This window comes from Acinetobacter sp. GW821-FHT09D10 (genome assembly GCF_059416285.1).
Genome location: NZ_JBWKOW010000001.1, coordinates 778,572 through 805,393, shown reverse-complemented (window position 1 = coordinate 805,393; position 26,822 = coordinate 778,572). Strand labels below are relative to the sequence as shown.

Here is a 26,822-nt window from a genome sequence, read left to right as displayed (position 1 = left end):
AGAAGAACATGGCTAGCCCTTACATTACAATTGGATGCCCAACAACTGGTGGAGGGCAAGTCATTTCTGGTAATAGTACGTTTTTAATTGATGGAATTGCAATTGCGTGTGTAGGAGACAAGGCAACTTGTCCGTTACACAAAACGGTTTCTACGATTGTATCGGGTGATCCGAATATGCTTGTTATGGGAAAATCTGGAGCGCGCGTAAATGATTCATTATCATGCGGTTGTAAATTATTACCAAAACAGAGTTTGGTTAATCAAGGATAAAGGTAGAGATATTTTTATATAGATATAAATATCTACTAGAACATATTAACGCTTGAAATGATGAGTAGTTTGTCTGATAAAGCTGAATTTTGTTAATATACAGACATTATGATTTTAAGCATTAAATTATTTAAAAATATTGAGAGTAATGATGAGTAATTTAAAAATTTTAATTACAAAACTTTCTACAGTTGCGCGTACTGCTTTAGAAAAATCGGCTAATGCTTGTGTTATTCAACAAAATTACGAAATTGAAATTGAACATTTATTTTTAGAGCTACTTAATCAATCTTTAGAGAATGATTTAAAAATTTTATTAAAGAAATATAAAATTTCACCTGAAGCTTTAGCTGATGATTTAAAAGAGACAATATCTCAATTACCGAAAGGTAATAATCGAACTCCTATTTTTGCTAAATCAATCGTTCGTTTGTTCGAACAAGCTTGGTTATTGGCTTCGGCTGAGCAAAATCCAGTCATGCGTAGTGGTCATTTATTAGTTGCATTATTAACTGCACCTGATTTATATCAAATTGCCACTCGAGCTTCGAGTTTATTTGATCTTTTACCAATTGATTCAATGAAACATAAGTTTCTTGAAATTTGTGAGAAGAGTGTTGAACAACAAGATGAAACAAAAACACTTTCGGGTGAAGCTGAGCCAACAGAAGCCACTGTAGCAAATACCAAAGTCGCTAAAACTCCTGCGCTTGATCAATATACGATTAATCTAACTGAAAAAGCTAAACAAGGCGGTATAGACCCAGTTATTGGTCGTGAATATGAAATTCGATTAATGCTCGATATTTTAATGCGTAGACGCCAAAATAACCCGATCTTAACTGGAGAACCAGGGGTTGGTAAAACAGCGGTGGTCGAAGGTTTAGCCTTAAAGATTGCTCAAGGTTTAGTGCCTAACGCCCTAAAAAATGTCCATTTACATGTGCTGGATATGGGGCTGTTACAGGCTGGCGCAAGTGTTAAAGGCGAGTTTGAAAATCGTTTAAAACAAGTGATTCAAGAAGTTCAAGCTTCTGCTCATCCTATTATTTTATTTATTGATGAAGCGCATACCTTAATTGGTGCAGGTGGGCAAGCAGGGCAAAATGATGCTGCGAATCTTTTAAAACCGGCACTTGCACGTGGTGAGTTGCGCACGATTGCTGCAACAACATGGGCTGAATACAAACAATATTTTGAAAAAGATGCTGCATTGAGTCGACGTTTTCAGGTGGTAAAAGTAGAAGAGCCAACTGAAGATGTTGCGGTAGATATGTTACGGGCAATGATTCCTGTTATGCAGCAGCACTTTAATCTACAAATTGATGATGAGGCGATTGTTACGGCGGTTCATTCTTCACATCGATATATTAGTGGTCGTCAACTTCCGGATAAAGCAGTGAGTGTGCTTGATACAGCAGCAGCACGTGTGGCTTTGACTCAAAATGCACAACCGGTAAAGCTTGACCAGTTAAAGGCTCAAGAGCATAACTTAAAGCTTGAACAGCAAATTTTAGAAAATGAGCATCGTCAGATTCCAATTCATCATGAACGATTGGAAATTTTAAAAGTCAATTTAGAATCTTTGCAAAAAGAGATTCATGAAACCCAAGAGCAGTGGCAAAAAGAATTAGAACTTGTTCATAAAATTCAGGAATTAGAAACACAGAATCATTCTAATGAATCTGAAGCTTATGACCAGATCAATCTACTGCGTAAAGATCTTGCTGATATTCAAGGCCAGCAACCATTAGTATTTGAAAGAGTAAATTCTCAAATCATTAATGAAATTATTTCTGATTGGACCGGTATTCCTGTTGGAAAAATGGTTAATGATGAAATTAAACAAATATTAACGCTTGAAGATAAATTGGGCGAACGTGTAATGGGGCAAGATTATGCACTTACACAATTAGTTCAGGGCATTAAAACTTCAAAAGCAAGACTTGAAGATCCGAATAAGCCACAAGGTGTATTTCTTTTGGTTGGGCCAAGTGGTGTAGGTAAAACTGAAACTGCACTAACTTTGGCAAATGAATTATATGGTGGTGAGCAGCATTTAATCACCATTAATATGTCGGAATACCAAGAGGCACACACTGTATCTTCACTTAAAGGTGCACCTCCTGGATATGTGGGATATGGTCAAGGCGGTGTTTTAACAGAAGCTGTTCGCCGTAACCCTTACAGTGTTGTGTTGCTTGATGAAATTGAAAAAGCACATAGTGATGTTCAGGAACTGTTCTATCAAGTATTCGATAAAGGTACGTTAGAAGATGGTGAAGGGCGAGTAATTGACTTTAAAAACACCACTATTTTGTTGACTTCAAATGCTGGCTCAAGCGCGATTATGCAAGCGTGCTTAAATACGCCTGTAGAAGAATGGCCTACAGCTGAAGAGTTGATTGACCATTTAAAACCAAGTTTATACAAGCAATTCAAGCCTGCATTTTTAGGTCGCATGAGAGTGGTGCCATATTTCCCATTGCATGATGATTTACTCGTACGAATCATTAAACATAAGCTAGGCAAGATCACAGCAAGAATTGAGAAACAATATGGTACACAAGTCCAATATTCTGATGATTTGGTAGAGTTGCTCTTAAGCCGCTGTACAGAAGTCGATAGTGGTGCACGTAATGTCGATAATATTTTAAATTCTACGGTGTTACCTGCATTAGCCACAGAAATTTTGGTGGCTTTGGCAGAGCAAAAATTGCCAAAAATTATCATGATTGATGCTAAAGATGACGAAATTCAATATTTACTAGATCCAGTTGCAAAAGCTGCTAAAAAAAGGACGAGTAAAAAGTTGAAGTCAGAAGTTTAAAATTGAATAGAGCTAAAATTAGATGAATATTGATATTTCTGAACTACTTGAACCCATTAGTGATAGTTTGCCTTGTGGTGACGACTTTTCGTTTTCTAATGAATTTCATGAAATAAAAAAAGCGAAGACACAAGATGATCTATTGCTAGATCAAGGTGATTGGGTTGCTGAGCGTAAACAAGCCGATTGGGACTTTGTATCAAATAAAACGAGCGTTTTGCTAAAAGAGAATACAAAAGATATTCGTCTATTAACTTGGCTCTTAGAAGCTTGGACTCATCTTTATGGTTTTGATGGTATGGCTAAAGGTTTAACTTTAAGTCATACCATGTTGAATCAATACTGGCAGGAAATTCACCCTGTTATTGAAGATGATGATTTAGATCAGCGCATTGGTTTATTACAGGGTTTAATTAATCAACTTCCGATGTTGTTAAAGAAAGTTTCTTTAACCAATACAGCTCCTTATTATAATTTGCTTGATTACGATAATTTTCTTTATCACGAAAATGTTCGCCGTAAACAAACTGAAGATTACGATAGTCAGTCGGGACCATCGGAGTTAGAACAATTCGATCAAGCTATTTTTAATACGTCTAAAACTTTTCAATATTCTAATTATCAAGATTTTAGTTCAGTCTTAACTGAATGGGATGTTTTAAAGCAAACCCTTGATCATTTAATGGGACTAGATTCGCCGAGTTTTGGTGCAATTGATTCAGCATTTGAAACCATTCACAGCACATTACGCAAGATTTATAAAGCAGAAGCTTTTGGTACTGGGCTTGCGCCAACCCAAGAGCAGGCGACAGTCATCACGAGCTCATCTATGGAAAATCAAGTGCCTGTACAAGTTGTTTCAGATCAGCTTGCTTTTCAGCCTCAAGCTCAAACACACTTGGCGAATCGTGAGCAAGCAATGAAAGTGCTGCAAGAAATCGCGGATTACTTTCAAGCAAATGAGCCTCATAGCCCTGTGAGTTATATGCTTCAAAAAACCATTAAATGGAGTCAAATGCCGTTACATGAATGGCTAGCACAAGTCATTAAAGATGAGCATCCATTGCAAATGGTTCAGGAAATGTTAGGTGTGCAGCCTAAAAATGAATACGAATAAATATTGGTAAAGACATATGTTTAAAGCTGAAAAAGTCCTGTGGGGCGAAGGTTTATTTTTAAGACCTCAACATTTCCAAATTCAAGATACCTACCATGAACAACGGTTGAATCATACGGTTCGAGCGGTTGTACCTTTTTCATATGGTATTCAGAAATTAAATTTCGATGAGGCTCAATTGAGCACACATATTCTTGCTCTTGAGTCTGTAGAGATGATCTGGCAAGACGGAGAAATTTATCAGGCACCGGCATATGATCTATTACCTGAACCAATTTTATTAGATGATCTTAATTTACGTGGTGAGATGCTAATCTATTTAGCATTGCCGCTTTTACAAGCAAATAAGCAAAATCTAATTGATCAAAACCAAGCGCAAAAGGGCAGATATCAATCTCACCTTGTTGAAACACATGATCTATTCACTAATGCAACCGAAGCAGATATTAGTTTGTTACGCCGTCGTGCTGTTTTTAAACTATTAGATGTACATAGTAATCCTGACCATAATTTAGATGGTTTCTTATATCTGCCTATTGGAAAAATTAAGCGTCAAAGCTCAGGTGCTTTCGAAATTGATCGAAAGTTTATTCCACCAATTTTGCATGTGGATGCATCTGAAACACTCATTTCAAATTTAAAAAGAACACTGAACGTTATTAAGGCAAAAATTAAGACGATTCAAACGAATAACAGAGAAAATGAACAGAAGTTAATTGAATTCCGTTCAGGTGATATTGTTTCGTTCTGGTTAGTGAATGCATTAAATACAGCTCATGCTGGTCTTAATCATTTTGTGCAATATCCACAAATTCATCCAGAGCGTTTGTTCTTTGAATTATTGCGTTTAGCAGGTTCATTATTAACTTTCTCGACGGCCTATGATGTCGATCAATTACCTGCCTATAAACACCATAATTTACAAGAAAGTTTTTCGCAGTTAGATACGATTTTACGTGATTTACTTGATACGATTATTTCGAGTCGTTACATCAGCATTGCACTTAAAGAAATTCGTCCTTCATATTGGGTGGGAAGTCTTGAGACCGATAAGATTACTCGAGACACTCGACTTTATATTGCAGTATCAAGTAGCGCAATGCAGACACATGAGTTGATCCAGATCGTACCTTTACGATTCAAGATTGGTAGCACTTTAGATGTCGAGCAACGTGTGGTTGCTGCATTGCCTGCAATTCCATTGCATCACTTAATTCAAGTTCCAACTGCTATCCCTGTGCGCTCTGGTGTGAGCTATTTTGAAATTGAACCACATCACGAGCTATACCAACGCATGTTAGATTCAGAGACGATTTGTATTTATGTTCCGGCTGGTTTCCAAGATATCAGTATTGAACTGATTGCGGTCATGAACGCTTAACGATAAAGGAGAGAAAAATGTCACAATCCACAGGTGCTCCTTCTTTATTTGATGATGGGCAAATTGGAACAGGCGGGAGCAATAATAGCCAGTCTCAAGCAAAACTACAGGCAATCAATCTTATTGATTTATTGCATGATGGGTTTTATTTGGTTTTTTTGATTCGAAATCAGTATGTGCCGGCAGATGCACAGCGGTTTCGTGAAAAAATCTTAAATTTACTTAATCAATTTGAGCAACAAGCCAAAAAGTTGCAATTTTCAGCTGATGATATTCATGATGCTAAATATGCATTTTGTGCTTTGATTGATGAAACTATCGTAACGCAACAAGACGCGAGTTATTTTAATTTGCAAAATGCTTGGTTAATTAGTCCATTGCAATTGAGCTTGTTTGGTTCTCAATTAGCTGGTTATCGCTTCTTTGAAATATTGGAGCAATTACGTAGCCGTGGAAAAGAACGTCTAGCTGCTTTAGAAGTATTTCATTACTGCCTGTTATTAGGTTTTCAGGGCAAGTACCGAATTGAGTCAACAGAAAGTCTCAACCATTTAGTATCACGAGTGGGTGATGAAATTGACTATTTGAAGGGGAAAAAGCTCGCATTTTCGCCGTTCTCGGCAATTCCTGATCAGATCCGAAATATTATTCATCGTGAAGTACCGTTCTTCTGGATTTTGATCTTTTTATTGATTTTTGCATTACTTACCTTTGCAGGACTAAGATTTATGTTGAACAATCAAAATGATAAAGCATTATCTAATTATCAAAATGTGATTTCTGCTCCTCAAGAGCAAGCACATATTACAATTTATTTACCTTGATGATGGTACGAAATGGCTCAGGAAAAACCAACTTCTATTCGAGTTTTACAGTCGAATAAAAAAAAGCCGAAATCACCAATACTTTATATTGTCATTGGTGTTATTGCCGGGGTGTTTGTAAGCATCTCGCTATTCCTGTTCTTGTCTCAACCGCATTCGTCAGAATCAGCAGCAATTGAGAGTAAATCAACAGAAGAACAGACTTTAAATCAAGAAACGGTTCACTCTTCTGATGAACAAAATCAGGTTGCTGTAAGTCAAGACAATGAAACAGATTCAATGAGCCGTGATGGCTTTGAACAACCTAAAGATAATGAATTAAGTAGTATCTTTAAACCTGTTCCGCATAAGCCTGCTACTGTCAATCAACAGCGAGTTTCTCCATTTGACGAACAGCTCACTGGTGAAAAGAAAGTTCAGGTTTTGCCTCAACTACAAACAGGTACGGTATCTAAAGTGACCCAACCGAAAGTTCAGCCTGCTCAACAAAAAACAGTGAGTAAACCGCAACAAGTAGCGCAGACTAAACCCGTTGTTGAGAATAAAGCTCCAGCCGAACCAGAAGCTGAGGTTGAACCACCTAAGGCATCGGTAGATATTAAAATTACACGAAGTCCATTTGCCGTGAATTAATGAACTGATGATGATTTTTCTCATTTTCTTTTGCTTTACATGCTTGGCAATTGGTTTAGCGTTTTTAATGTCTTATGAGCTAAGGAGTAGAAGCAAAGATTTTGTTTTGTCATTACTGCCGCAAGGTCGTAAACAGCTTAATCAAGTTAGACAATTTGCTCAAACAATGAATCAGGCAGCTGCGCCTGAAAAGCTACAATCCCATTGGCATTTACAACAGTGGTGGATTGTCATTGCAGGCTTTTTCTTGTTTGCCAGTATTTTAGTATTTGCTTTTACTCGGCCTATTAGCTCAACTCGAATTGAAGCTGAATATCTCAAAAAAACAGATCCTCAAATTTATGCACTTTTGAATGGTGAAATCCTATCGCCACCACCAGAAGTGGATGAAAGCTTAATTGAAGCTGCGATTGTAGAGGCCACCCAATTAGAGCAACAATATTCCTCTCAAAATAGTGGCGCTATTAATTCTTCACCTATTGATAATGCGAGTTTCGATGGGCGAGCTATTTTAGATACCAGTCTAGTGGATCGTAAATGGAACAAAATGAACCCACGCTATAAGCAGCGTTTACTTATGGTTTTTAAAATCATGAAAGAACAATATGGCTATGAGTTGGTTTTATTAGAGGGATATCGTAGTCCTACTCGTCAGAATATGCTGGCAGGTAATCCGAATACGACCAGAGCAAAAGGGTATCAGAGTTACCATCAATTTGGTTTGGCGGCAGATGTAGCCTTTAAACGAAATGGAAAAGTGGTTATTTCTGAAAGAGACCCGTGGGCTATGCAAGGTTATCGTTTATATGGACAAGTTGCTGAATCGGTTGGTCTCACGTGGGGCGGACGTTGGAAATCTATCCAAGATTATGGACATACTGAATTCCGTATGCCGGGCTTAAGAAAGACACAGGAAATGGCAGAAAAACTGATTGCTGAAAGTTTGAATGATGTAAGTTAAACACTTATTGATGATTGAAAACGTTCTTGTAGAACTGTTGTCATCTTGTCTACAAGCTGCGAAATGATCCCAGCTTTTTCCCATGTATAAATTGAAACGACCATAGGGGGGACAGTCCCTAATGAATCATATCGACGTACTTGACGTCCACGGGTTGTCGCCACAGGCAATAAAGATAATCCTAAGCCAGTTTCAACACTGACTAACACGCTTTCTAGACTACTACCCGTAAAGGCAATATACCAACGACGCCGTTCACGCTCTAACGTTGCGAACATCTCATCTCGATAAAGTCCGCCTTGAGGAAAGGTCACTAAACTCATCGGATCAGACCATGTAGTTGTTGAATTCTGACTTTCAAACCATGCCATTTCTTCTGGGAATGTAGCGTGGTGATCAGCACTGGCCGCAGGTTCTTTGACAATAATAATATCGAATTCACCATTCCGATAACGTTCTGTTAAGTTGCGACTCAAGCCAGAGGTTACGTCTAAACGAATGGAACGATGCTCTTTGGCAAATATACCAAAAACTTCAGCCATTGCGGGACTCATCATATCTTCTGGTAAACCAATGCGGATAGGAATGCTTCCTGCTGGATCTTTAAGTAGCGCTTCAGCTTCCTGTTGAAGGGTCAAAATTCTTTGCGCATAACCAATGAGATATTCTCCAGACACCGTCAATTTAAAAGGCCGTGTTGTTCGATCTATAAGCGCATGACCGACAGATTCCTCAAGACGAGCTAACTGCTGACTAATTGTTGATTGAGTCAGGTGTAATTGATCGGCAGCTGCTGTAAAACTGCCAGTTTGAAAAATAGTGACGAAAGCACGTAAAAGGCGAGGATCAAACATTATTAGGTACTGCCACGCTTAAAAGTTGATGAAATAAGTATTCATAATCTTAATAGTATCGATTAAATAATTTAATTTCCAAATACTTTTGGTGAAGCTTATTCTAATTGCAAAATGTTTTGCCATAATTTTTTATTGGGAGGCCACCATGCGTAAGTCACTGTTATGGATGAATCTGATCGTCGCGCTGGGGACTTTGGGTTTTACAAATATGACAAATGCAATGGGTGAGTATCCTTTACATCTAGCAGCTATAAATAATGACACTCAATCTATTAAGCAGATTTTATCTCAAAAAGCTTTAATTGATGAGCGAGATGAAACTGGTTCAACTGCTTTGATGGTCGCAACAAGAGCAAATAATGTACATGCTGCTCATGTGCTGATAGAGGCTGGCGCTGATGTAAATGCAAAAGATAATATTCAAGACAGTCCATATTTATATGCTGGTGCACAGGGATATTTAAAAATTCTAAGAATGACCCTCATGCATGGTGCCGATTTAAAAAGTATTAACCGTTACGGTGGGACTGCACTCATTCCAGCAGCGGAACGAGGCCATGTTGAAACAGTTCGTACATTAATTGCCGCTGGTGTAGATGTTAATCATATCAATAATTTGGGGTGGACGGCATTGCTTGAGGCCATCATTTTGGGAAATGGAGAACCCAAATATCAACACATTGTAGAGCTTTTATTAAAAGCAGGTGCTGATCCGAACTTGGCAGATAAAGACAGGATTACACCTACACCCTTACAACATGCGCGTTCACGAGGATACCGAGAAATTGAAAAAAGACTTCTGGCAGCTGATGCAAAATAGAAAGTGAGAGTATGTGATGGAAAAAGGTGAACAGTTTTTACGTAAAGCGATTGAGCTTGCCTATAACAATATTGAAAAAGGTGGCAGACCATTTGGCGCTGTGATTGTAAAGAATGGAGAAATTATTGCTTCAGGCGTAAATCAGATTCTGACAACGAATGATCCAACAGCACATGCTGAATTACTGGCGATTCGTGCAGCCAGTCAAGTTTTAGGATCTGCCAACCTAGAAGGCTGTTCTGTGTATGCAAGTGGACATCCATGCCCAATGTGTATGGCTGCAATGCGTTTAGCCGGTATAAAGTCGGTTAGCTATGCTTATTCTAATCAAGACGGGACATCATTTGGTCTGTCTACAGCTGAAATATATATTGAGCTTGCGAAACCGTTTGCTGAGCAATCAATGAAAATCCAATATATACCGATCAGAGTTGAAAACCGCACTGATCTTTATGCGTATTGGAAGAATTATCAAGCCAATCATTCAGGCTCAGAATAATGAAGCAGTCTGGCGTTTTTTTGACCCGTCCCATCCTCATTGTGACAGTGGCTTTGGTTGGCCTTAATTTAAGACCTTTTATAACAAGTATTGGGCCATTGATTGCCAATATTCGAACAGCCACTGGCTTAAGCTTACAAGGGGTAGCACTACTCACTTTACTACCGATGATGTTTATGGGAATCGTTGCATTTGTTGGGCCAATATTGCAAAACTTTATCGGCGAACGAAGCGCTATTCTTGGTGCATTGCTGACCATTTGTGCGGGATGTGCTTTCCGATTTTTCTTTCCTACTGCCGAAGGATTAATTCTTAGTGCCATAGTAATTGGATTTGGAGTCGCGATGATACAAGCGGCATTTCCCGGCATGATTAAACGAGAATTTAGCCAACATATTGGTCCGATGATGGGTCTTTACTCAGCCATGCTTATGGGAGGCGGAGCATTAGGTGCATGGTTAGCGCCTGTAGTTTCAAATATAACGGGTTTATGGTCTGTTGGACTTGCTTTTTTTGCAATTCCAGCTTTATTTGCATTTATATTAGCGCTGGCTTTTTTACCTACAAAAGTTAGCTTATCCATTCATCGTGTGCCTGTAAGAAAGTTGTTAAATCAACCTCGAACATGGTTATTAATGATGTGCTTCGGACTTGTAAATGGTGGCTACTCATCAGTCGTAGCTTGGTTAGCGCCTTCTTTTCAAGATCAGGGCTGGAGCGCAGCACAAAGTGGAAAATTACTTGCTTTTCTGGCCTTGAGCCAAGCAGCTTCAGCGCTCATTTTGCCTATTTTAGCTAGGAAATATAAAGACCGACGTCCATGGCTATGGTTTACGTTAGCGATGCAAATGATCGGCTTTTCAGGAATTGCTTTTATGCCTGAGTTTGCCTCTATTCTTTGGGTAATTTGTTTAGGCGTTGGCTTGGGAGGATGCTTTGCATTAATGCTTATAGTCGCATTGGACTATTTTGATGAACCAATTCATGCAGGTGCTTTATCTGCACTGATGCAAGGTGGTGGTTTTTTACTGGCTGCAATCCCGCCATGGATTATTGCAATTTTGCATGATCTTACGGGAGCTTACAAAGCAGGATGGCTTTTTCATTTAGCCAGTGTGATATTGGTTGTTATTTTAGTGATTAGATTGGCACCTAAAAGTTATTTTAAGGCGAGTTTGTAAAATGTTGAGTTGGCCGAGATTCTTTTATAAAGAATTACTGATGCTAAATCACAAGTAAATTATAAAATAGTGATAGGATAAAACTGAAATTTTTCCGCTTCTAAATGAATACAACAATATTTGATTTCTATGACTTCATCTTTAAAACGTTTGGCTCTATTTAATCAAGGCTTAGGAAAGATTAGCCCGTTTGCAAAAGGTGTGGATGGGACTTTACAGGTTATTGAGCATTTGGGTTATGTGCAGATTGATACCATATCAGTCGTTGAGCGAGCTCATCACCATATATTGTGGAGTCGAGTGCCTGATTATGATTTAAGTCATTTAAATAATTTGGTTCGAGAGCGTCAGATTTTTGAATATTGGTATCATGCGGCGTCTTATCTTCCTATGAAAGACTACCGTTATGCACTGCCTGCCATGATGTCGGTCAGGCAAGGGGAAAGCCGTTATTTCAATAGAGGTGATCAACATCTCATGAATGAGATCTTAGCCCGCGTTCGTGCAGAAGGTAGAATTCGACTACGCGATATTGATAAGAATAATAAAAAGAGTTTGGGAAATTGGTGGAATACAGGTCCAGGTCGCCGTGCTTTTGAGCAGTTATATATGCAGGGGGATCTGATGATCTGTGAGCGTAATGGAATGGAAAAATTCTATGATTTGACCGAACGCTGCTTACCTGAAAATATTGATTTAAGTATGCCTACGCTTCATGAATATGCGCAGTATTTATTTAATACTACGCTTCGAGCACATGGTGCATTTACATGGAAGCAATTGGTTCATTTAAAGGGAAAAGACTTAAAAGAAACGATGAGTGTCGTGCTGAAGGAGCAGATCGACGCAGGTGTAGTATCAGCAATTAAACTTGACGATGGGCAAACTCTATATGTCGATGTAACTGCAATAGAACAAAACGTGAATACTGATTTTGGATTAAAAATACTTTCGCCTTTTGATAACTCGCTGATTCATCGTGACCGCTTAACCTCTTTATTTGAATTTGATTATCGGATCGAATGCTATGTGCCAGCGGCCAAACGGGTATTTGGTTATTTTTGCTTACCTATTCTTTATCAAGATGAGCTAGTGGGCCGCATAGATTGCAAAGCACATCGGACAGTAAAAGAGTTAGAAGTTATTAGTCTACATCTAGAAAAAACAATCAAGGATAAAGAGCTTTTCTTTTTTGAATTAGAGCAAGAGATCAAGCGCTTTGCAGAGTTTAATCAATGCACCATCATTAATGACAAAGTCATCAAGCTCATTCGCTAAGGTGTAAGCAGGGAGCTATGTTGGTCTTAAATAAAGTTTATTTAAGATAAAACACCAAAAGAATTACTACAGCTTTTGGTGTTTTCAATTGATTTACATTAAAGGCATACGATATTCAATTATTCCTGGTTTTTGTGCAATCCAGTCATAAAGTTTTTGAGCTGTGTGATTGATTTCTTGAGTGTGCCAATATAAACGGTCACAGTTATGCTCAATTGCCTGCTTTTGTACATATTCAATGAGTTGCTTACCAATGTGTTGGCCACGGACTTCAGGTGAAACAAACAGGTCTTCTAAATAACAATAATTATTCTCTGCCCATGTTGAACGATGAATAACATAATGCACAATTCCTAAAACTTGCTCGCCTTGTTTGGCAACAGCACAATAAACGGGTTCATTTTCATCGAAAAAGCGCTCCCAAGTCACTTTAGTAACATGAAGGGGTAAATTTACCTGATAGAAATTTTGATAAGCAAGCCAATATTTTTCCCATTGCGAATAGTCCTGCTGCTGAATAGGGACAATCTGAATATCTTGATTTTGCATAATAATTACACTCTGTTTTAAAGTTCTAGAAAGTCGAAAACAAGAGTGTAGTTTTGATAGTGGTATTTTTATAAGATACACTTTTGATATTTTCTACAGTACCAGTTTGTTATGGCAACTTCGATTTCTGCATCTTTTCCACATTTGATTTTGCCAAAGGGCCAGATTAAAGATGGACTATATTCTGCTTTGCGTGATGCTATTTTAGATGGAAGACTTAGTGCTGGAACAAAATTACCCTCAAGTCGTGCTTTAGCAGAGATGATGTCGATTTCACGAAACTCTGTGTTAGCTGCTCTTGAACGGTTACTTGATGAGGGCTATTTATTTACTAAGCCAAGTTCAGGTACCTACGTTGCCGAAGTGATTCCAGATCAATTAATTGGTATTCAGCAAGACCTAAATTCATGTGTTGAAAAAAAGCCCCAATCCTTAAATATTAATCCGAATTTTGAAGGTTTATTAACTTCATGGCGAGAACAGTCATGGTCAAGTCAAAAGAAAAAAATGTTCCATGTGGGAGTGGGCTGTATTGATTTATTTCCTCATCAGCTTTGGGGGAAATTATTAACAAAAGCTTGGCGACAATCTTATTATCAACTGGGTCAATTTCACGACTCGCGGGGCTATTTACCATTGCGTCAGGCAATCTGTGAGTATGTCCGTTCCACCCGAGGTCTGAACTGCAATGAACAGCAAATCATTATTGTAAATGGGACGCAGCAGGCAATTCATTTAGCTGGCTACGCTTTACTTCAAGTAAATGATGAGGTGTGCCTAGATGAACCAGGCTACGACGCAGCTTTTAATATTTTTAGAAGTTTTGGTGCGAAAGTAAATTTGATCGAGAGTGATGAAGAGGGAATGCGAATCTCTGACATTACAGATCATTATTCAAAAAGCAAACTTGTTTATACCGCACCCTCACATCAGTTTCCTGTAGGTGGAACTTTAAGTTTAGCTCGCCGTTTTGCGTTACTCGATTGGGCATGCCAACAAGGGAAATGGATTTTTGAAGATGATTATAATAGTGAGTTTCGCTATGGCACACACCCCATTCAAGCTTTACAAGGCTTAGATCAGCAGCAAAGAGTTATTTACTCTGGCACTTTTACCAAAATGATGTTTCCTGAGTTTCGGTTAGGATTCATGGTTGTACCTGAAGCATTGATCGAAACGTTTAGTGCGGCCAAATATTATACGGATGTTCGAAGTTCTTATTTAGAGCAGGTGGCTTTGTCTCTATTTATACAAAAAGGCCTCTATGCTCGGCACGTGCGTAAAGTTAGAAAAGCATGCCATGAGCGTCAACAAGCATTGATTAAAGCTATTGATGAGCATCTTTCCGATGTGCTCGATGTTCAACCAACCGATTCAGGTATTCATGCAGTGTGCTGGTTAAAAGGTGCGTGGACAGAGCAAGAATTTATTGATCAGTGCTCAGCTCTAAACTTAGCTGTTCAGCCGTTATCAAGATATTGTCAGATGCCAAACAAGAAGGCCGCTGTACTTATTGGCTATGCAGCCCACACACCTAATGAAATTATTGAAAACATTCAAAAAATTGCACAATATTTAAAAGCTAAATAATAGCCTAAGTTATGCTATTTACATAAATTTAATCATTATTCAAATACTTGAATGCAAATTTTTATGACGATCAATTGGTTATATGAAAATAGGAATGCTATTAAAATTTTTAAAAATTAATTTTAATTAATATTATTTTAAGCTAGCACAATTAATCTAACTACATCAAAGCTTATTTAGTACACCTTTTAGCCACATTCTCCAGATGTGGCTCTTTTTTTATAAAAAATAAATATAGCTAAGAACAAATTAATTAATTTTTTAAGAGAAGTAAAAATTAATCTTCTTCCATGGCATTACTGTAAAACTTAACACCTAGTTTAATACGATCACGCCCATTACCCATACGCCAGCGGTTAGTATCTCGTAAAGAATATACACAGCCACAATATTCTTGCTGATAAAATTCTTCTCGTTTACTGATTTCAATCATACGGCTTGAGCCACCATTTTTACGCCAGTTATAGTCCCAGTACTGAATTTCAGGATAGTGAGCAGCAGCGCGAATTCCGCAGTCATTGATTTGCGCCATATTTTTCCAACGAGAAATTCCTAACGAACTACTGATGAGACTAAAGCCGTGTTCATGTGCGTAAAGGGCAGTTCGTTCAAATCTCATATCAAAACACATGGTACAACGAATGCCACGTTCAGGTTCATCTTCCATCCCTTTTGCTCGGGCAAACCAGTTGTCAGTGTCATAGTCTGCATCGATAAATGGAATATTATGCTTTTCTGCAAAACGAATATTTTCTTCTTTGCGGATTAAATATTCTTTTACTGGATGAATATTAGGATTATAAAAAAATATTGAAAATTTAATTTCTGAGTCGATTAATGCTTCCATAACTTCTCCTGAACAAGGAGCACAACAAGAGTGAAGTAATAGTTGATCGTGTCCAGAAGGGAGTTCTAATTTTAAACGTTGAGTTGACATAATAAAAAAATTAAATTGTAATGCCATTAATTATATATTTATTATTTGTATAATGTGAAATGAATTATTTTCAATTTTACTGTGAAATTAATTTAATATTTTAAAAAAATCTATTGTTATATTTAAGGTTAAATTGAATGTAAATAATTAAATAAATGTCATGTTATATATTGAGGCTAGATTTATAATTAAATTTAAAGTTATTGCTAAATATACTATATAATTAAATAAATTATGGATGGGTTTTATATATTTAAAAATAATAAACCTTAAATATTTTTGATAAGTGATTGATGTATCTGAATATAATTTGAATTTTTTATTGTGATATGTGTCACAAATAAACCTTATTTTTTCAATTAAAATATTTTTTTAGATTTATATCTTTAATAAATCTATACTATAAAATTCAGTGTGTTTTTTTAATTTAAGCGTGTGATAATTTGAGATATGGAAGATTGGCAATGTAAGTATTGTAATGGTTACATTATGGTTAATCATTCAAAGATCGGTGTAGGAGAAAAAGTTTACTTTTTGGTATATAAATTTGACGCAAAGAATGAAAGGAAAAAATTATATAAAAAGGGAGTTGTGGTTGCCCGTTACGATAATATATTACACATTGAGTCACGTAAAAAAACTTATAAGATCGAGCAGATAAAAGTCTATCCATTAGGTGCACCCATGCCTTTCGTTTACAACATGTTTTGGATTTGTGGATGTTCGTTTACTCTACAAAACTAATGTCTTAAATTTAAATGACAGCAAGTTATTTTATAGATTGAATTAATTATCAGATCCATTTTGTCATCAGCTTTTACAGATAAGACCTATACCTTGGGGGGTAGCTCATAGTGTATAAGAAAATCTATGTTATTTATTTGACAAAATAAAAGCGCTCTCTTATAAACCTCAAGTAAAGTTAAGGTCAATCATGATGAGTGAAAATAAAAAAGCTGACTCTAGTCGAGTTTTGACTGTGGGTGAAGTTGCAAAAAGGAGTGGAGTTCCTGTTTCGACCCTACATTTTTATGAAGCGAAAGGGCTTATAAAAAGTATAAGAACAAATGGTAATCAACGTCGGTATCCCTTAATTATTTTAAGATATATTGCGATTATTAAAGTCGCTCAAAGAGTGGGTATTCCTTTAAATGAAATTAAAGAGGCTTTAAGTCAGTATCCTGTAGGTAGTAAATTAACAGCCAAGCAATGGAAGGATCTATCGAGTCATTGGCGAGGAAATCTGGATGATCGAATTCAAAAATTAACTCGCTTAAGAGATGAAATGGACTGGTGCATTGGCTGCGGCTGTTTATCATTAGAGCAATGTCCATTAAGAAATCCTGAAGATATTTTAGGACAAGAAGGATCGGGGCCACGAATTTTAGAAAGACCTGAATAGAATATTTCAAAAATTGCTTTTAATTGGGAATATCTTAATTTCCAATAAATTAAATTTATTTTGTTAGAACATTCAAGTGAGTTTTTTATTGTAAAGAAGTGACATGGAATATGAAATTTTTTGATATCTTTAGTTTTTTTAGTAAGAAGCAAAAAATTATGAAAAAAATTCTCTTTCTTGGCTTGGCACTTGTTTCATTAACGGCTTGCTCGTCTGTACAACATAAAGATCCGACTCCACCAAAAATTGGTTCACCAAATCCAGCTAGCCAATATTGTGTTGAACAAGGTGGAAAATTAGAAATTAGAAATGAAGCAAATGGTCAGGTCGGCTATTGTCATTTACCAAATGGCCAAGTTGTAGAAGAATGGAAATTATTCCGTGACAATCAAGCGAACTGTGTAGCAGAAGAAGCTCAAAAATTAGTGGGGCAATCTGGCCTTACTGATGATCAAATTAAACAAAAGACTCAATCAGAAATTGTGCGTAAAGTTGCTCCGGGTCAACCGATGACTATGGATTATCGTACTAACCGAGTTACAGTCACCATTGATCCAGCTTCTAAAAAAATTACGAATGCAACATGTGGCTAACTTTTTAATTAAAAGCTAATAGACCGAATTTTGAAATAAAAAAGCCTGCTGAAATGCGGGCTTTTTTACGACTTTAATTTTGGGAATAGTGAATGACTGGATATTCTTTTTGTTGAGGTAGTTGTTGTAAAGCCTTGTTAATGTTGATTAGAAAAATATCAACTTTATCTTGGCTTGAATTGTTGGTGTTGTATGAAGCTCTTTCTTGATAGTTAATTCCGCATCCAATAATTTTCATATTTGCTGGGTTAAAACTCCAGTCATTTTTATTTTTGATAGAGATATCTAAATCACTATCACATTCTTTCCAGAGTTTTAAAAATTGATTGGAATATACGGCAGGAACTTCTTGGGCTCGGTAGGCGGTAAATCCCTGCATTTCCGAATTAGCAAATTGAAGCAGATGATTGGTGGGCATTCCTCCCCAAAGAATAGCAGTATCTTTTGGTAGTTTTATCGAGGTTATATTTTCTTCTTTAAGTGGAGCAGTTTGTTCATTTTTCTGTTTTGACTTTTGAGATTTATAAACCAGTTTTGTTCCAACTGGAACAGTTACACCTTTGGCTTGAGTTATTTGGGTCGTATAGAAATAAGGCGAATCATCACGGTTACAACCTGTTGGGTTATAACAACCAATACAGCCACTCAAGAATAAAACCGGAAAACTTAGAATACTTAATTTTAAAATTCGACTCATTTTTCTTCTCTTTCATTATTTCTATAAATTTAATATATCAGGCTTTAAATCAATAATAAAAAAAGCCTCTAGCGGACTAGAGGCTGAAAAACATCAGATGCGGTAACAGGTGAATTATGCATCTGAGTTAAGTAGGTTGTATCAAACCATGTAAAACACTTTACCAGCAAAAATGAATAAAAATAGAGAGGTGCGACTAATGGCTAATATTTGTGGTTTTTTATTTATACAAATTGGCGTGCTTATTTAAAGACTATTTCTAGAATATCTATTAGGGGATAAAAGCTCCACAATTTATATTTTTGATTAAACCGATCGATGTTGATTGTTCAAACGTTGTCTTTTTGCGCTGCTAACCAATAGTTATTCGTGATTTGTACTCGGCTTAATGATAATTTTAGAGTTATCCGAAAGGACACAATAATGACGAACATACGAATAATAATGAATTGAAGGTAGGATCCCTGTGTTTATAAGTGTATTTGATCTTTTTAAAATTGGTGTAGGCCCATCTAGCTCCCATACGGTTGGGCCAATGCGAGCAGCTTGTAGTTTTGTGGATGATTTAGTTAAGCAAAATGATCTACAAACGACGTTTCGAGTTCAGATTAAGTTATACGGTTCGCTTGCAGCAACTGGTGTTGGTCATGCGACAGATAAAGCTATTCTTTTAGGATTAATGGGTTTTGATCCTGAACATATCGATACTCAAGTAAGTACAAGTTTGATTGAAGATGTTCTTGAAAATAAAACGATCCAGCTCGATAAGCAAAAGAGTATTTCTTTTAACTATAAGGGTGATTTGCTTTTTTTAGATGAATCTTTGCCTCATCACCCAAATGCAATGGAACTGATTGCTTATAACGAGGCGGAAGAAATTTTATATGCTGAAACGTATTACTCGATTGGTGGTGGTTTTATTGTTACTCAAAAGCAATTAACACAAACCCAGTCTGAGACTGGTGAAATTAAGGTTCCATATCCATTTCATAGTGCAGCAGAACTTTTAAAATTGTGTAAAACGCATCATTTATCGATAAGTGAGTTAATGCTTGAAAACGAGAAAAGCTGGCGCAGTGAAAGTGAGATTCGCGCCAAGATTATGGATATATGGAAAGTGATGCAGCAGTGCATTCATAATGGATTAATTAATGAAGGAATATTACCGGGTGGATTAAACGTAAAACGTCGGGCCAAAAAAATTCACGATAAATTATTGAATAAGAAAAATTCAAACCTGATTGTAACGACTTTTCATGCCATGGAATGGGTCAATTTATTTGCATTAGCCGTAAATGAAGAAAATGCTGCTGGTGGTCGAGTGGTGACAGCTCCCACAAATGGTGCGGCAGGAATTATTCCGGCAGTTTTATATTATTATGTGACTTTTTCTAAAGACTTTTCAGAAGACAAAGTGGTTCGTTTTTTTCTAAGTGCGGCGGCAGTTGGGATTTTATGTAAACTCAATGCGTCTATTTCTGGTGCAGAAGTGGGATGTCAGGGCGAAGTCGGCTCGGCGTGTGCGATGGCTTCGGCAGGTTTAGCCGAGATTTTAGGTGCTTCACCTGAACAAGTAGAGCATGCAGCTGAAATCGGGCTTGAACATAACTTAGGTTTAACGTGTGACCCGATTGGTGGTTTGGTTCAGGTTCCTTGCATTGAACGAAATGCAATTGCAGCAGTAAAAGCCATTAATGCAGCACAAATGGCACTTCATGATGAGGGCGAGCATTTTGTGACGCTCGATAAAGTTATCCAGACCATGAAGGAAACTGGCAGAGATATGTCTGAGAAATATAAAGAGACTTCAAAAGGTGGCCTCGCTGTTAATGCAATTGAGTGCTAAAAAAGTGAGATGGGGACGAGGTGACCCCATCTCATTTTAAACATTAAGCAGGGCGAGCCTGAATTAAACTTGCGCAGCGATGTTTAAATTCAATGCAAGAAGTTCAGCTTTTAACATTAGAAATAGAAGACCGCCTTAGCTATAAGGACTTTAGTTCTTCAAACTATCAGATTAAACAAGATAGTGTTTAATGGCTATTTTCACGAATCTTAATAATCTATAAGGGGTAAGTTGGATCTTGTTTGTTTTTTAGATTTTAATGTGGTGGTTTTTTAGTTAATTTAATTAGTCTTTTGGAATTTAAAATTTTTAATAGTTTTTTTATATTAATTTTTTTTAATTGTTTTAGTTTTATGGGTATATAATTTAAAAAAGAATAAAGATAAGGGGGCATAATGAGTATTTTATAATAAATATATGGAGTACATAGAAATGAATAAAAGTTTTGTGATAATTACGATTACTTGTTTATCAACACTGACTACAGCAAAAGACATGACCTGTGGTAATTCGTCTGGTTCTGGGCAACCTTGGAGTGTCGGTAGTGCTGTTCTATTCAAGTCAAGCGTATTGAATATCGATGCTGATGGTGCACCCAATTCTTATTTTGTAGATGGAAAAGGGCTATCTTATACATGTGATGGTGTAGTTGCTCTAGAGAATGGAAAAAGAATTACACCAAAATCAAATCCAAATAATTGGCAAGAAAAATGTAACGCTGCGTGGGCACGTGCGCAGAAAACCAATGATTATAGCCAAGTAGCTATATTTGGTTTTATGACTGATAAAAAAAATAAACCATTAATTCAAAAAGATGGTGATCCATTTCCTAAAAAAGCCTATATAAGCCAAACGTCGGTAACGATTCCTAATACACCAAAAGAAACTCAACGACGTTTTGTTGACGCTACAAAAATTCCTTATGTTGTACTTAATTCACAATTCGTTAAGAAATACAGTATAAAACCAGGAACAGTAGCTTTAGTTTATCGTGCGAAAACAAATAAATATGCATTCGGTGTATTTGGAGATGGAGGTGGATTAGGTGAAGCATCAATTAAGTTACATGAGGATTTAGGAAGTAACCCCATTAAAATACGCAATGACGTTAGTCGAGCTAAATCTCGTATTGATGACCCAGTGCTGACAGTTGTCTTTCCTCAGACTGTAGTGCCACCAATAGCTGAAACTCAGACTTGGTACAACAACATTCAACAAAAAGGTGCTGTTGTATTAAAAGAGTTTGGCGGTATTAATCAGCTTAAAAAGTGTTCTCAATAATTACAATTCTTTATTTAAGAGTTTGTAATAATTGACGTTATATAAGGATATTTCTTATGTATCAATTAAATACTTTAAATAGGAAATTATTTGGTGAGCTATTTTGCATTATCGCGATCGCTGCGACATCAGGCTGTACATCTTTTTGGGAACTTAAATATGGGCCTAATAAGCCATCTATAAGCTTTGTGTCATTAAATCCAGTGGAAAGCCAAAAGCAACCAGATAAAATTTACGCTTGGACAACTGACAGTAATGCTGCATATGTATTTAAAAATCCAGCAAATGGACTAGGAGTGCCATCCGCTTGTATTGTTAACGCAGATGTAGCGAAATCTCGTAGTGTAGAAAATGCTTTAACAGCCAAGCTTGGTGAACTGACAGGAAAGTTGAGTGGAGCGGAACTTACTCAAACATTAAAAACTATTGAAAGCCTTACCAAACTTAGTGGTCGTGATAATGTGAATACCTCTTTCTTGAATGTTGCTTTATTTCATATCTGCATGGAAGCAGGAGCAGGACATTTAGACCAAGGCGCTGTCAAAGAGTTAATGAGTGAAGCCATCAAGGCTGCTACTTCGCTAAATAGCCATAATCAAACAACACAACCATAATTATTTTAGAGTGGGCCATTAAAATCTAGTGGCCTATTTTTAATATGGCTCTATAAAATAGAGTCGAACCTTTAGTGTTGGATAAATTGCTATAAGATGTTAAATGTGATTCATGACTAATTAATAGCCATTGATCAGATTTATATATTAGTAAGCAGTATTTTTAATTTTAAAAATTCAAGAAATTTAAAATCACTCTAGATGGTTTTTTTGAAAAAAACTATTCTTTATATTAACGGAAAAGATAATTCATTTCGAATAATAGACGTTTAGCTTTATATAAATATTTTATAACCCCCACTTAACAATAACTCCTCCATTATTTAGCCTTACTTTTTTAATGATTTAATTTAAATCAAATGGCAGTTTGCGTGCTTGACTGCAATAAATGTGAAGCTTATCCTTTGCCTGCTGGCCACATTGCCAGTCGGTCGTCGCGGACCGATTTTTTCGACCACATCAGGATTATTTCTTCTGAGGAATAGTCTTATGTGAAAACTCCTCGTCTCCTCCCGTAGCGGTAGGACGGGAGAGGGACACCTTTGGGTGTGCTGGAGTCGAAACCAGTCCGCGAACCCTTTCTCGTTCTGCCACCATAATTTTAATGTCGGCAGAACTCCCAATAAAAAGGAGTTGGCTTTGCACATCCATTATTTCTTGGCTCTCGATGCCAAAAGCTATAACGACACAGCTTAAAAAATAAAGCAGCTTGATTGCCTTAAGGTTTTCAGGCTTTAAGTCTTTTTACTTAAAACTTAGCAATAACAAACTTGAGATGTGCCACGCACAGTCTTTACGGCTTTGCTATGCCTTTTTTTCTCCCAAAAAAGTATCTCATTTAGAAACAACAAGAATTTATAACGGTAAAACTATGCCAAATTTAGTGCTTTCCTCCCGTGCTATACAAGTCGTTAATACGTCTATTTATTTGTTTCACCATTACGGATTTCATACCGTTGGGGTCGATAAAATTCTGAAAGAGTGCAGAATTCCAAAAGGGACTTTTTATAACTACTTTCACTCTAAAGAGCGGTTTATTGAAATCTGCTTGATCGTGCAAAAAGAGCGCTTAAAAGAAAAAGTGGTTTCAATTGCTGAGTACGACCAAGGCACAAGCGTGAAGGACAAACTTAAAAAACTTTATTTCTTACATACCGATGTAGAGGGGCTTTACTACTTACTATTTAAAGCCATTTTTGAAACGAAACTGACCTATCCAAACGCTTATCAAGTTGCAATTAAATATAGAACATGGCTGCTTAATGAAATCTATAGTCAGCTTAGAGCACTTAAAACCGATGCGACTTTTCAAGATGCAAAGCTATTTTTATATATGATTGAAGGCGCAATTATTCAGCTTTTAAGTTCAGATGGGGCAATCGATCGGGAAAAGGTACTGGATTGTTTTTTGCGTAGTTTAGGTAGTTGATGTAATTTGAGGCCTCAGAATGCGCTAGACAGTCGATAAAATTAAAAGCCAATTTGTCACCATATCTACGGATGTGGTTTTTTTATGTTTTTAACACATTTACTTTATTACTTAATCAGACAAATGCCGGGCTGATAACAAAAAATATTAGACCGGTCGTCTATGAGTCTATATAGTGAGGCCTCACTTTGTTGACCTTCTAGTTTAAAAGAGAAAATTAATGTCTATTATTCTTCATCATTTAAATGCTTCACGCTCATTTCGCATTCTGTGGTTACTTGAAGAAATTAATCAACCTTATGAATTAAAAAGTTATTTTCGAGATAAAACTACAAATCTTGCACCTCAAGAATTAAAAAACATTCATCCTTTAGGAAAATCACCTGTGATAGAGCTCGATGGAAAAGTAATTGCTGAATCTGGTGCTATTGTAGAAATTTTGATTGAAAAGTTTGCTCCTCAACTTATGCCCGCGAAAGATTCAGACAGTTATCTTGATTATTTACAATGGATTCATTTTTCAGAAAGTTCGGCTATGGTTCCATATTTATTAAATATTTTTAATTCGATTGAGCTAAAAAGTGGCACTCAATTAAAGTTCTTGGATCAATATGCGCATGCTGAGTTTGATAAAGTATTCTCATATTTAGATCAACAATTAGTAGGCAAAAAATTCTTAGTAGACAATTGCTTAACGGGTGCAGATTTTATGATTGGTTTCGTAGTCTATGGACTAATTAATTCTTTAAATATTCGATCAAAATATCTTAATATTGAACAATATGTAAAAAGTCTAGAAAACTTAGAAAGCTGGAAAAAAGCCATGTCTATTGAACAAAATCTTCCTCGTCGAATCAATGCCTAAAATTGCTGTAAGTAATTTTTTCAATATTGTTTAGCTGCTCAATTGGCTCGTATTCGTTCTTTCATTAGTTCTGGCAGACTAGCGAGTTAAAGAATTCGCCATTTAAAATTATGAGTTGAAACTCTTGTACCTCTAATTGATGACAAGAGTTTCTATGTCTATTTAAATCACATTTCTGAGTTCATTTGCCGTGTTCCGCAGCAATGGCAAAATTTGCTGAACTAAATAATCTTCTTGTACACGGTTGGTTTGAGACATGCAGTTAAGCGCTGCCACCGCTTGACCTTGTGCATTAAAAACAGGCACTGCAATCGCAATCACACCAAGCTCATGTTCTTCTTTAGAAAGACAATAATCCGATAACGAAATGCCCTTAAGCACTTCAAAAAACTTTGACTCATCTACAATGGTAAAAGGGGTTAAGCGTTTTAAGCCATAGGTTTTTACCCATGTGTGCTGAGCTTCTTCAGACAATGCTGCAAGTAACACTTTACCTGTGGAAGTTGCATGGGCAGGGAGTCGATTTCCTAAATGCATGCCATAAGGGCTCACACGTAAATTATCTTGCTGCGGTAAATAACTACGGGCAATCGGCACAACTTCGTTATCGTCCAGCACCACAATCGAAAAAGTAAGAGATGTCTGCGCACACAAAAGATTTAAAAATGATTGAGCAACTTTGGGTAGGTGAGCAGAGCTTAAATAAGAACTTGAAAAGCGCAGCACACGATGAGTGAGCCAAAAGTAATGTTCATCTGTTTCTAAATAGCCTAAGTATTTTAAAGTTTTTAGATAACGTCTTGCCGCCGTGCGACTAATGCCAGTTCGCTCGGCCACTTGAGTCACATTGAGCCGTTGCCGATCTGTTCCAAAAGCTTCCAGTAAAGCTAAGCCTTTTGCTAACCCTGCAATGTAGTCTTCTTGACGAATTTTCTCATGCGAGTTCGGGTGTTCTAAAAAAGCATCGAGAGAAGGCATCCTTTCATTCCTGTTATTTGGGGTGTTTCTGTCCGCTATTCGGACAAACTAAATGATAAACGGTTATTTTCGTCTTGGATACATAGTGCACAAAACTTAAAGCCAGTACTTTAAAAGTCAGGATGAAACAAGGATGAAGTTATGGATATTTTAAAGACACAGGTTGCAATTATTGGTTCTGGACCAGCAGGGTTATTGCTTGGGCAACTTCTATATAAAGCTGGGATCGACCATATTATTGTTGAGCAACGTAGTGCTGAATATGTGGCTTCAAGGATCCGTGCAGGAATTTTAGAGCAAGTTTCGGTCGACTTACTTAAACAAGCAGGCGTTGACCAAAATTTAAAAGACAAAGGATTACCGCATTCAGGCATTGAAATCTTAACCAATGGTGTAAAACATCGGGTTGATTTGGCGGCACTAACAGGTGGAAAACAAGTGACCGTATATGGTCAAACCGAAGTGACTAAAGACCTGATGACTGCGCGTGAAGCAGAGAAACTGACTTCATTTTATGAAGCTCAAAATGTACAGGTTAAAGATTTCTACACTGCACCAAAAGTTGAGTTTGAGTACCAAGGTAAAGCTTTTCAAATTGAGTGTGACTTTATAGCAGGTTGTGATGGCTATCATGGTGTCTGTCGTGCCAGCGTACCCGAAGATAAAATTAAGACTTTTGAAAAAGTTTATCCGTTTGGCTGGTTAGGGGTGTTGGCAGATGTTCCACCTGTAGCCGATGAATTGATTTACGTACAGTCAGAACGTGGATTTGCTTTATGCAGTATGCGTTCTGAAACGCGTAGCCGTTATTATTTACAAGTCCCTTTAACCGATCATGTAGAAGACTGGTCGGATGAAAAGTTCTGGGATGAGTTAAAAAACCGCCTAGACCCTGAAAGCCGTGAAAAGCTAGTGACTGGGGCTTCTATTGAAAAAAGTATTGCGCCGTTACGTAGCTTTGTGACTGAGCCAATGCGTTTCGGAAAACTATTTTTAGCAGGTGATGCTGCACATATTGTTCCACCGACAGGAGCAAAAGGCCTAAATCTCGCGGCTTCCGATATTGCTTATTTATCAAGTGCGCTTGTTGAATATTATGTTGAGGGTTCTGAACAGGGTATTGATGAATACTCAGAGAAATGCCTACAACGTGTATGGAAAGCAGAGCGTTTTTCTTGGTGGATGACTCATTTATTACATCGCTTTGAAACTGAAAGTGAGTTTGATCATAAGATTAAACAAGCCGAACTAAGTTATGTACTTGGGTCGATTGCAGGTAGAACGACATTGGCTGAAAACTATGTCGGTTTACCGTATGAGATTAAGCAAATTGATAGTTTTAAGCATGCAAGTTGATTTTCTAGATAATGAAAGAACCTTCTTTTTAA

General features: G+C 37.0%; 26 protein-coding genes and 1 pseudogene. 22 read left to right on the top strand and 5 right to left on the bottom strand.

Annotation, left to right across the window (positions count from 1 at the left end; all coding sequences use genetic code 11):
• The first annotated feature begins 8 nt into the window (after window positions 1–8).
• From AC07M3_RS03760 to AC07M3_RS03730, 7 genes are all read left to right on the top strand, one after another.
• Window positions 9–272 (top strand): PAAR domain-containing protein, encoded by a 264-nt coding sequence (locus AC07M3_RS03760; protein WP_003651066.1) that lies wholly within the window; start codon window positions 9–11, stop codon window positions 270–272.
• 148 nt (window positions 273–420) lie between these two features.
• A complete protein-coding gene (tssH, locus tag AC07M3_RS03755; protein WP_494566554.1) occupies window positions 421–3,102 on the top strand; it encodes a type VI secretion system ATPase TssH in 2,682 nt (893 codons plus the stop codon).
• Window positions 3,103–3,124: 22 nt separating this feature from the next.
• Window positions 3,125–4,219 (top strand): type VI secretion system protein TssA, encoded by a 1,095-nt coding sequence (tssA, locus tag AC07M3_RS03750; protein ID WP_494566553.1) that lies wholly within the window; start codon window positions 3,125–3,127, stop codon window positions 4,217–4,219.
• A 16-nt stretch (window positions 4,220–4,235) separates the two neighbouring features.
• Window positions 4,236–5,600, top strand: a complete 1,365-nt coding sequence (gene tssK, locus AC07M3_RS03745; protein WP_005041639.1) for a type VI secretion system baseplate subunit TssK — start codon at window positions 4,236–4,238, stop codon at window positions 5,598–5,600.
• A gap of 17 nt (window positions 5,601–5,617) precedes the next feature.
• Complete coding sequence (gene icmH, locus AC07M3_RS03740) at window positions 5,618–6,424, top strand: type IVB secretion system protein IcmH/DotU (RefSeq protein ID WP_017390380.1); 807 nt, start codon at window positions 5,618–5,620, stop codon at window positions 6,422–6,424.
• 12 nt (window positions 6,425–6,436) lie between these two features.
• Window positions 6,437–7,057 (top strand): hypothetical protein, encoded by a 621-nt coding sequence (locus tag AC07M3_RS03735; protein ID WP_494566552.1) that lies wholly within the window; start codon window positions 6,437–6,439, stop codon window positions 7,055–7,057.
• Window positions 7,058–7,064: 7 nt separating this feature from the next.
• Complete coding sequence (locus tag AC07M3_RS03730) at window positions 7,065–8,018, top strand: M15 family metallopeptidase (RefSeq protein ID WP_494566551.1); 954 nt, start codon at window positions 7,065–7,067, stop codon at window positions 8,016–8,018.
• On the opposite strand, the gene AC07M3_RS03725 is transcribed toward AC07M3_RS03730, so the two are convergent.
• Window positions 8,015–8,872 carry a LysR family transcriptional regulator gene (locus AC07M3_RS03725; RefSeq protein WP_494566550.1) on the bottom strand — a complete coding sequence of 286 codons (858 nt, stop codon included), beginning with the start codon at window positions 8,870–8,872 and terminating at the stop codon, window positions 8,015–8,017. The two genes, AC07M3_RS03730 and AC07M3_RS03725, sit on opposite strands and share 4 nt — an antisense overlap.
• A 148-nt stretch (window positions 8,873–9,020) precedes the next feature.
• On the opposite strand from AC07M3_RS03725, the gene AC07M3_RS03720 reads away from it, so the two are divergent.
• The 4 genes from AC07M3_RS03720 (at window position 9,021) to AC07M3_RS03705 (ending at window position 12,653) form a co-directional block, all read left to right on the top strand.
• Entirely contained in the window at window positions 9,021–9,695 is a 675-nt protein-coding gene (locus tag AC07M3_RS03720; RefSeq protein WP_494566549.1) for an ankyrin repeat domain-containing protein, read from the top strand.
• A 16-nt stretch (window positions 9,696–9,711) separates the two neighbouring features.
• Window positions 9,712–10,194 (top strand): nucleoside deaminase, encoded by a 483-nt coding sequence (locus tag AC07M3_RS03715; protein WP_494566548.1) that lies wholly within the window; start codon window positions 9,712–9,714, stop codon window positions 10,192–10,194.
• Window positions 10,194–11,375, top strand: a complete 1,182-nt coding sequence (locus AC07M3_RS03710) for a cyanate transporter (RefSeq protein WP_494566547.1) — start codon at window positions 10,194–10,196, stop codon at window positions 11,373–11,375. Before AC07M3_RS03715 ends, AC07M3_RS03710 begins: the two co-directional genes overlap by 1 nt.
• 129 nt (window positions 11,376–11,504) lie before the next feature.
• Window positions 11,505–12,653, top strand: coding sequence for a winged helix-turn-helix domain-containing protein (locus AC07M3_RS03705; protein WP_494566546.1), 1,149 nt, complete (start codon window positions 11,505–11,507; stop codon window positions 12,651–12,653).
• A 93-nt stretch (window positions 12,654–12,746) separates the two neighbouring features.
• On the opposite strand, the gene AC07M3_RS03700 is transcribed toward AC07M3_RS03705, so the two are convergent.
• Window positions 12,747–13,202, bottom strand: coding sequence for a GNAT family N-acetyltransferase (locus AC07M3_RS03700; RefSeq protein ID WP_307010349.1), 456 nt, complete (start codon window positions 13,200–13,202; stop codon window positions 12,747–12,749).
• A 111-nt stretch (window positions 13,203–13,313) separates the two neighbouring features.
• On the opposite strand from AC07M3_RS03700, the gene pdxR reads away from it, so the two are divergent.
• Window positions 13,314–14,792, top strand: coding sequence for a MocR-like pyridoxine biosynthesis transcription factor PdxR (pdxR, locus tag AC07M3_RS03695; protein ID WP_307010348.1), 1,479 nt, complete (start codon window positions 13,314–13,316; stop codon window positions 14,790–14,792).
• A 277-nt stretch (window positions 14,793–15,069) separates the two neighbouring features.
• Here pdxR and AC07M3_RS03690 read toward each other — a convergent pair whose 3' ends face one another.
• Entirely contained in the window at window positions 15,070–15,729 is a 660-nt protein-coding gene (locus AC07M3_RS03690; RefSeq protein ID WP_003651086.1) for an epoxyqueuosine reductase QueH, read from the bottom strand.
• A gap of 450 nt (window positions 15,730–16,179) precedes the next feature.
• Here AC07M3_RS03690 and AC07M3_RS03685 point away from each other — a divergent pair, with 450 nt between their 5' ends.
• The 3 genes from AC07M3_RS03685 to AC07M3_RS03675 all read left to right on the top strand — a co-directional run bounded on the left by AC07M3_RS03685 (window position 16,180) and on the right by AC07M3_RS03675 (window position 17,724).
• Window positions 16,180–16,473, top strand: a complete 294-nt coding sequence (locus AC07M3_RS03685; protein ID WP_307010347.1) for a hypothetical protein — start codon at window positions 16,180–16,182, stop codon at window positions 16,471–16,473.
• 190 nt (window positions 16,474–16,663) lie between these two features.
• The gene (gene soxR / locus AC07M3_RS03680; protein WP_307010346.1) at window positions 16,664–17,131 is read left to right on the top strand and encodes a redox-sensitive transcriptional activator SoxR; all 468 of its coding nucleotides are present in this window, start codon (window positions 16,664–16,666) and stop codon (window positions 17,129–17,131) included.
• 158 nt (window positions 17,132–17,289) lie between these two features.
• Window positions 17,290–17,724, top strand: coding sequence for an I78 family peptidase inhibitor (locus tag AC07M3_RS03675; RefSeq protein WP_003651098.1), 435 nt, complete (start codon window positions 17,290–17,292; stop codon window positions 17,722–17,724).
• A gap of 73 nt (window positions 17,725–17,797) precedes the next feature.
• On the opposite strand, the gene AC07M3_RS03670 is transcribed toward AC07M3_RS03675, so the two are convergent.
• Entirely contained in the window at window positions 17,798–18,421 is a 624-nt protein-coding gene (locus AC07M3_RS03670) for a hypothetical protein (RefSeq protein WP_494566545.1), read from the bottom strand.
• 466 nt (window positions 18,422–18,887) lie between these two features.
• Between AC07M3_RS03670 and AC07M3_RS03665 the strand changes: the two genes are divergently transcribed.
• From AC07M3_RS03665 to AC07M3_RS03640, 6 genes and pseudogenes are all read left to right on the top strand, one after another.
• Window positions 18,888–20,267, top strand: coding sequence for an L-serine ammonia-lyase (locus tag AC07M3_RS03665; RefSeq protein ID WP_494566544.1), 1,380 nt, complete (start codon window positions 18,888–18,890; stop codon window positions 20,265–20,267).
• A gap of 62 nt (window positions 20,268–20,329) precedes the next feature.
• A pseudogene (locus AC07M3_RS03660) lies at window positions 20,330–20,458 on the top strand (gamma carbonic anhydrase family protein); the annotation flags it as partial.
• Between the two features lie 256 nt (window positions 20,459–20,714).
• Window positions 20,715–21,548, top strand: coding sequence for a hypothetical protein (locus AC07M3_RS03655; RefSeq protein ID WP_494566543.1), 834 nt, complete (start codon window positions 20,715–20,717; stop codon window positions 21,546–21,548).
• 56 nt (window positions 21,549–21,604) lie between these two features.
• Window positions 21,605–22,162 (top strand): hypothetical protein, encoded by a 558-nt coding sequence (locus AC07M3_RS03650; RefSeq protein WP_199991158.1) that lies wholly within the window; start codon window positions 21,605–21,607, stop codon window positions 22,160–22,162.
• Window positions 22,163–23,033: 871 nt separating this feature from the next.
• On the top strand, window positions 23,034–23,591 hold the full coding sequence (locus AC07M3_RS03645; RefSeq protein WP_494566542.1) for a TetR/AcrR family transcriptional regulator: 558 nt from the start codon (window positions 23,034–23,036) through the stop codon (window positions 23,589–23,591).
• Between the two features lie 220 nt (window positions 23,592–23,811).
• Entirely contained in the window at window positions 23,812–24,456 is a 645-nt protein-coding gene (locus AC07M3_RS03640; RefSeq protein ID WP_494566541.1) for a glutathione S-transferase family protein, read from the top strand.
• Between the two features lie 162 nt (window positions 24,457–24,618).
• Here AC07M3_RS03640 and pobR read toward each other — a convergent pair whose 3' ends face one another.
• Window positions 24,619–25,434 carry an IclR family transcriptional regulator PobR gene (gene pobR / locus AC07M3_RS03635; protein WP_092705446.1) on the bottom strand — a complete coding sequence of 272 codons (816 nt, stop codon included), beginning with the start codon at window positions 25,432–25,434 and terminating at the stop codon, window positions 24,619–24,621.
• A 141-nt stretch (window positions 25,435–25,575) separates the two neighbouring features.
• On the opposite strand from pobR, the gene pobA reads away from it, so the two are divergent.
• A complete protein-coding gene (pobA, locus tag AC07M3_RS03630; protein ID WP_045436142.1) occupies window positions 25,576–26,790 on the top strand; it encodes a 4-hydroxybenzoate 3-monooxygenase in 1,215 nt (404 codons plus the stop codon).
• The last annotated feature ends 32 nt before the right edge of the window (window positions 26,791–26,822 follow it).

Coding starts and splice junctions, on each gene's coding strand:
- AC07M3_RS03670 (WP_494566545.1), bottom strand. CDS start 18,421: ATGAGTCGAATTTTAAAATTAAGTATTCTAAGTTTTCCGGTTTTATTC.
- pobR (WP_092705446.1), bottom strand. CDS start 25,434: ATGCCTTCTCTCGATGCTTTTTTAGAACACCCGAACTCGCATGAGAAA.
- tssA (WP_494566553.1), top strand. CDS start 3,125: ATGAATATTGATATTTCTGAACTACTTGAACCCATTAGTGATAGTTTG.
- AC07M3_RS03760 (WP_003651066.1), top strand. CDS start 9: ATGGCTAGCCCTTACATTACAATTGGATGCCCAACAACTGGTGGAGGG.
- AC07M3_RS03650 (WP_199991158.1), top strand. CDS start 21,605: ATGTATCAATTAAATACTTTAAATAGGAAATTATTTGGTGAGCTATTT.
- AC07M3_RS03715 (WP_494566548.1), top strand. CDS start 9,712: ATGGAAAAAGGTGAACAGTTTTTACGTAAAGCGATTGAGCTTGCCTAT.
- AC07M3_RS03735 (WP_494566552.1), top strand. CDS start 6,437: ATGGCTCAGGAAAAACCAACTTCTATTCGAGTTTTACAGTCGAATAAA.
- AC07M3_RS03700 (WP_307010349.1), bottom strand. CDS start 13,202: ATGCAAAATCAAGATATTCAGATTGTCCCTATTCAGCAGCAGGACTAT.
- AC07M3_RS03640 (WP_494566541.1), top strand. CDS start 23,812: ATGTCTATTATTCTTCATCATTTAAATGCTTCACGCTCATTTCGCATT.
- pobA (WP_045436142.1), top strand. CDS start 25,576: ATGGATATTTTAAAGACACAGGTTGCAATTATTGGTTCTGGACCAGCA.
- AC07M3_RS03705 (WP_494566546.1), top strand. CDS start 11,505: ATGACTTCATCTTTAAAACGTTTGGCTCTATTTAATCAAGGCTTAGGA.
- tssH (WP_494566554.1), top strand. CDS start 421: ATGATGAGTAATTTAAAAATTTTAATTACAAAACTTTCTACAGTTGCG.
- icmH (WP_017390380.1), top strand. CDS start 5,618: ATGTCACAATCCACAGGTGCTCCTTCTTTATTTGATGATGGGCAAATT.
- AC07M3_RS03730 (WP_494566551.1), top strand. CDS start 7,065: ATGATGATTTTTCTCATTTTCTTTTGCTTTACATGCTTGGCAATTGGT.
- AC07M3_RS03720 (WP_494566549.1), top strand. CDS start 9,021: ATGCGTAAGTCACTGTTATGGATGAATCTGATCGTCGCGCTGGGGACT.
- soxR (WP_307010346.1), top strand. CDS start 16,664: ATGATGAGTGAAAATAAAAAAGCTGACTCTAGTCGAGTTTTGACTGTG.
- AC07M3_RS03710 (WP_494566547.1), top strand. CDS start 10,194: ATGAAGCAGTCTGGCGTTTTTTTGACCCGTCCCATCCTCATTGTGACA.
- AC07M3_RS03675 (WP_003651098.1), top strand. CDS start 17,290: ATGAAAAAAATTCTCTTTCTTGGCTTGGCACTTGTTTCATTAACGGCT.
- AC07M3_RS03725 (WP_494566550.1), bottom strand. CDS start 8,872: ATGTTTGATCCTCGCCTTTTACGTGCTTTCGTCACTATTTTTCAAACT.
- tssK (WP_005041639.1), top strand. CDS start 4,236: ATGTTTAAAGCTGAAAAAGTCCTGTGGGGCGAAGGTTTATTTTTAAGA.
- AC07M3_RS03645 (WP_494566542.1), top strand. CDS start 23,034: ATGCCAAATTTAGTGCTTTCCTCCCGTGCTATACAAGTCGTTAATACG.
- AC07M3_RS03685 (WP_307010347.1), top strand. CDS start 16,180: ATGGAAGATTGGCAATGTAAGTATTGTAATGGTTACATTATGGTTAAT.
- AC07M3_RS03690 (WP_003651086.1), bottom strand. CDS start 15,729: ATGTCAACTCAACGTTTAAAATTAGAACTCCCTTCTGGACACGATCAA.
- pdxR (WP_307010348.1), top strand. CDS start 13,314: ATGGCAACTTCGATTTCTGCATCTTTTCCACATTTGATTTTGCCAAAG.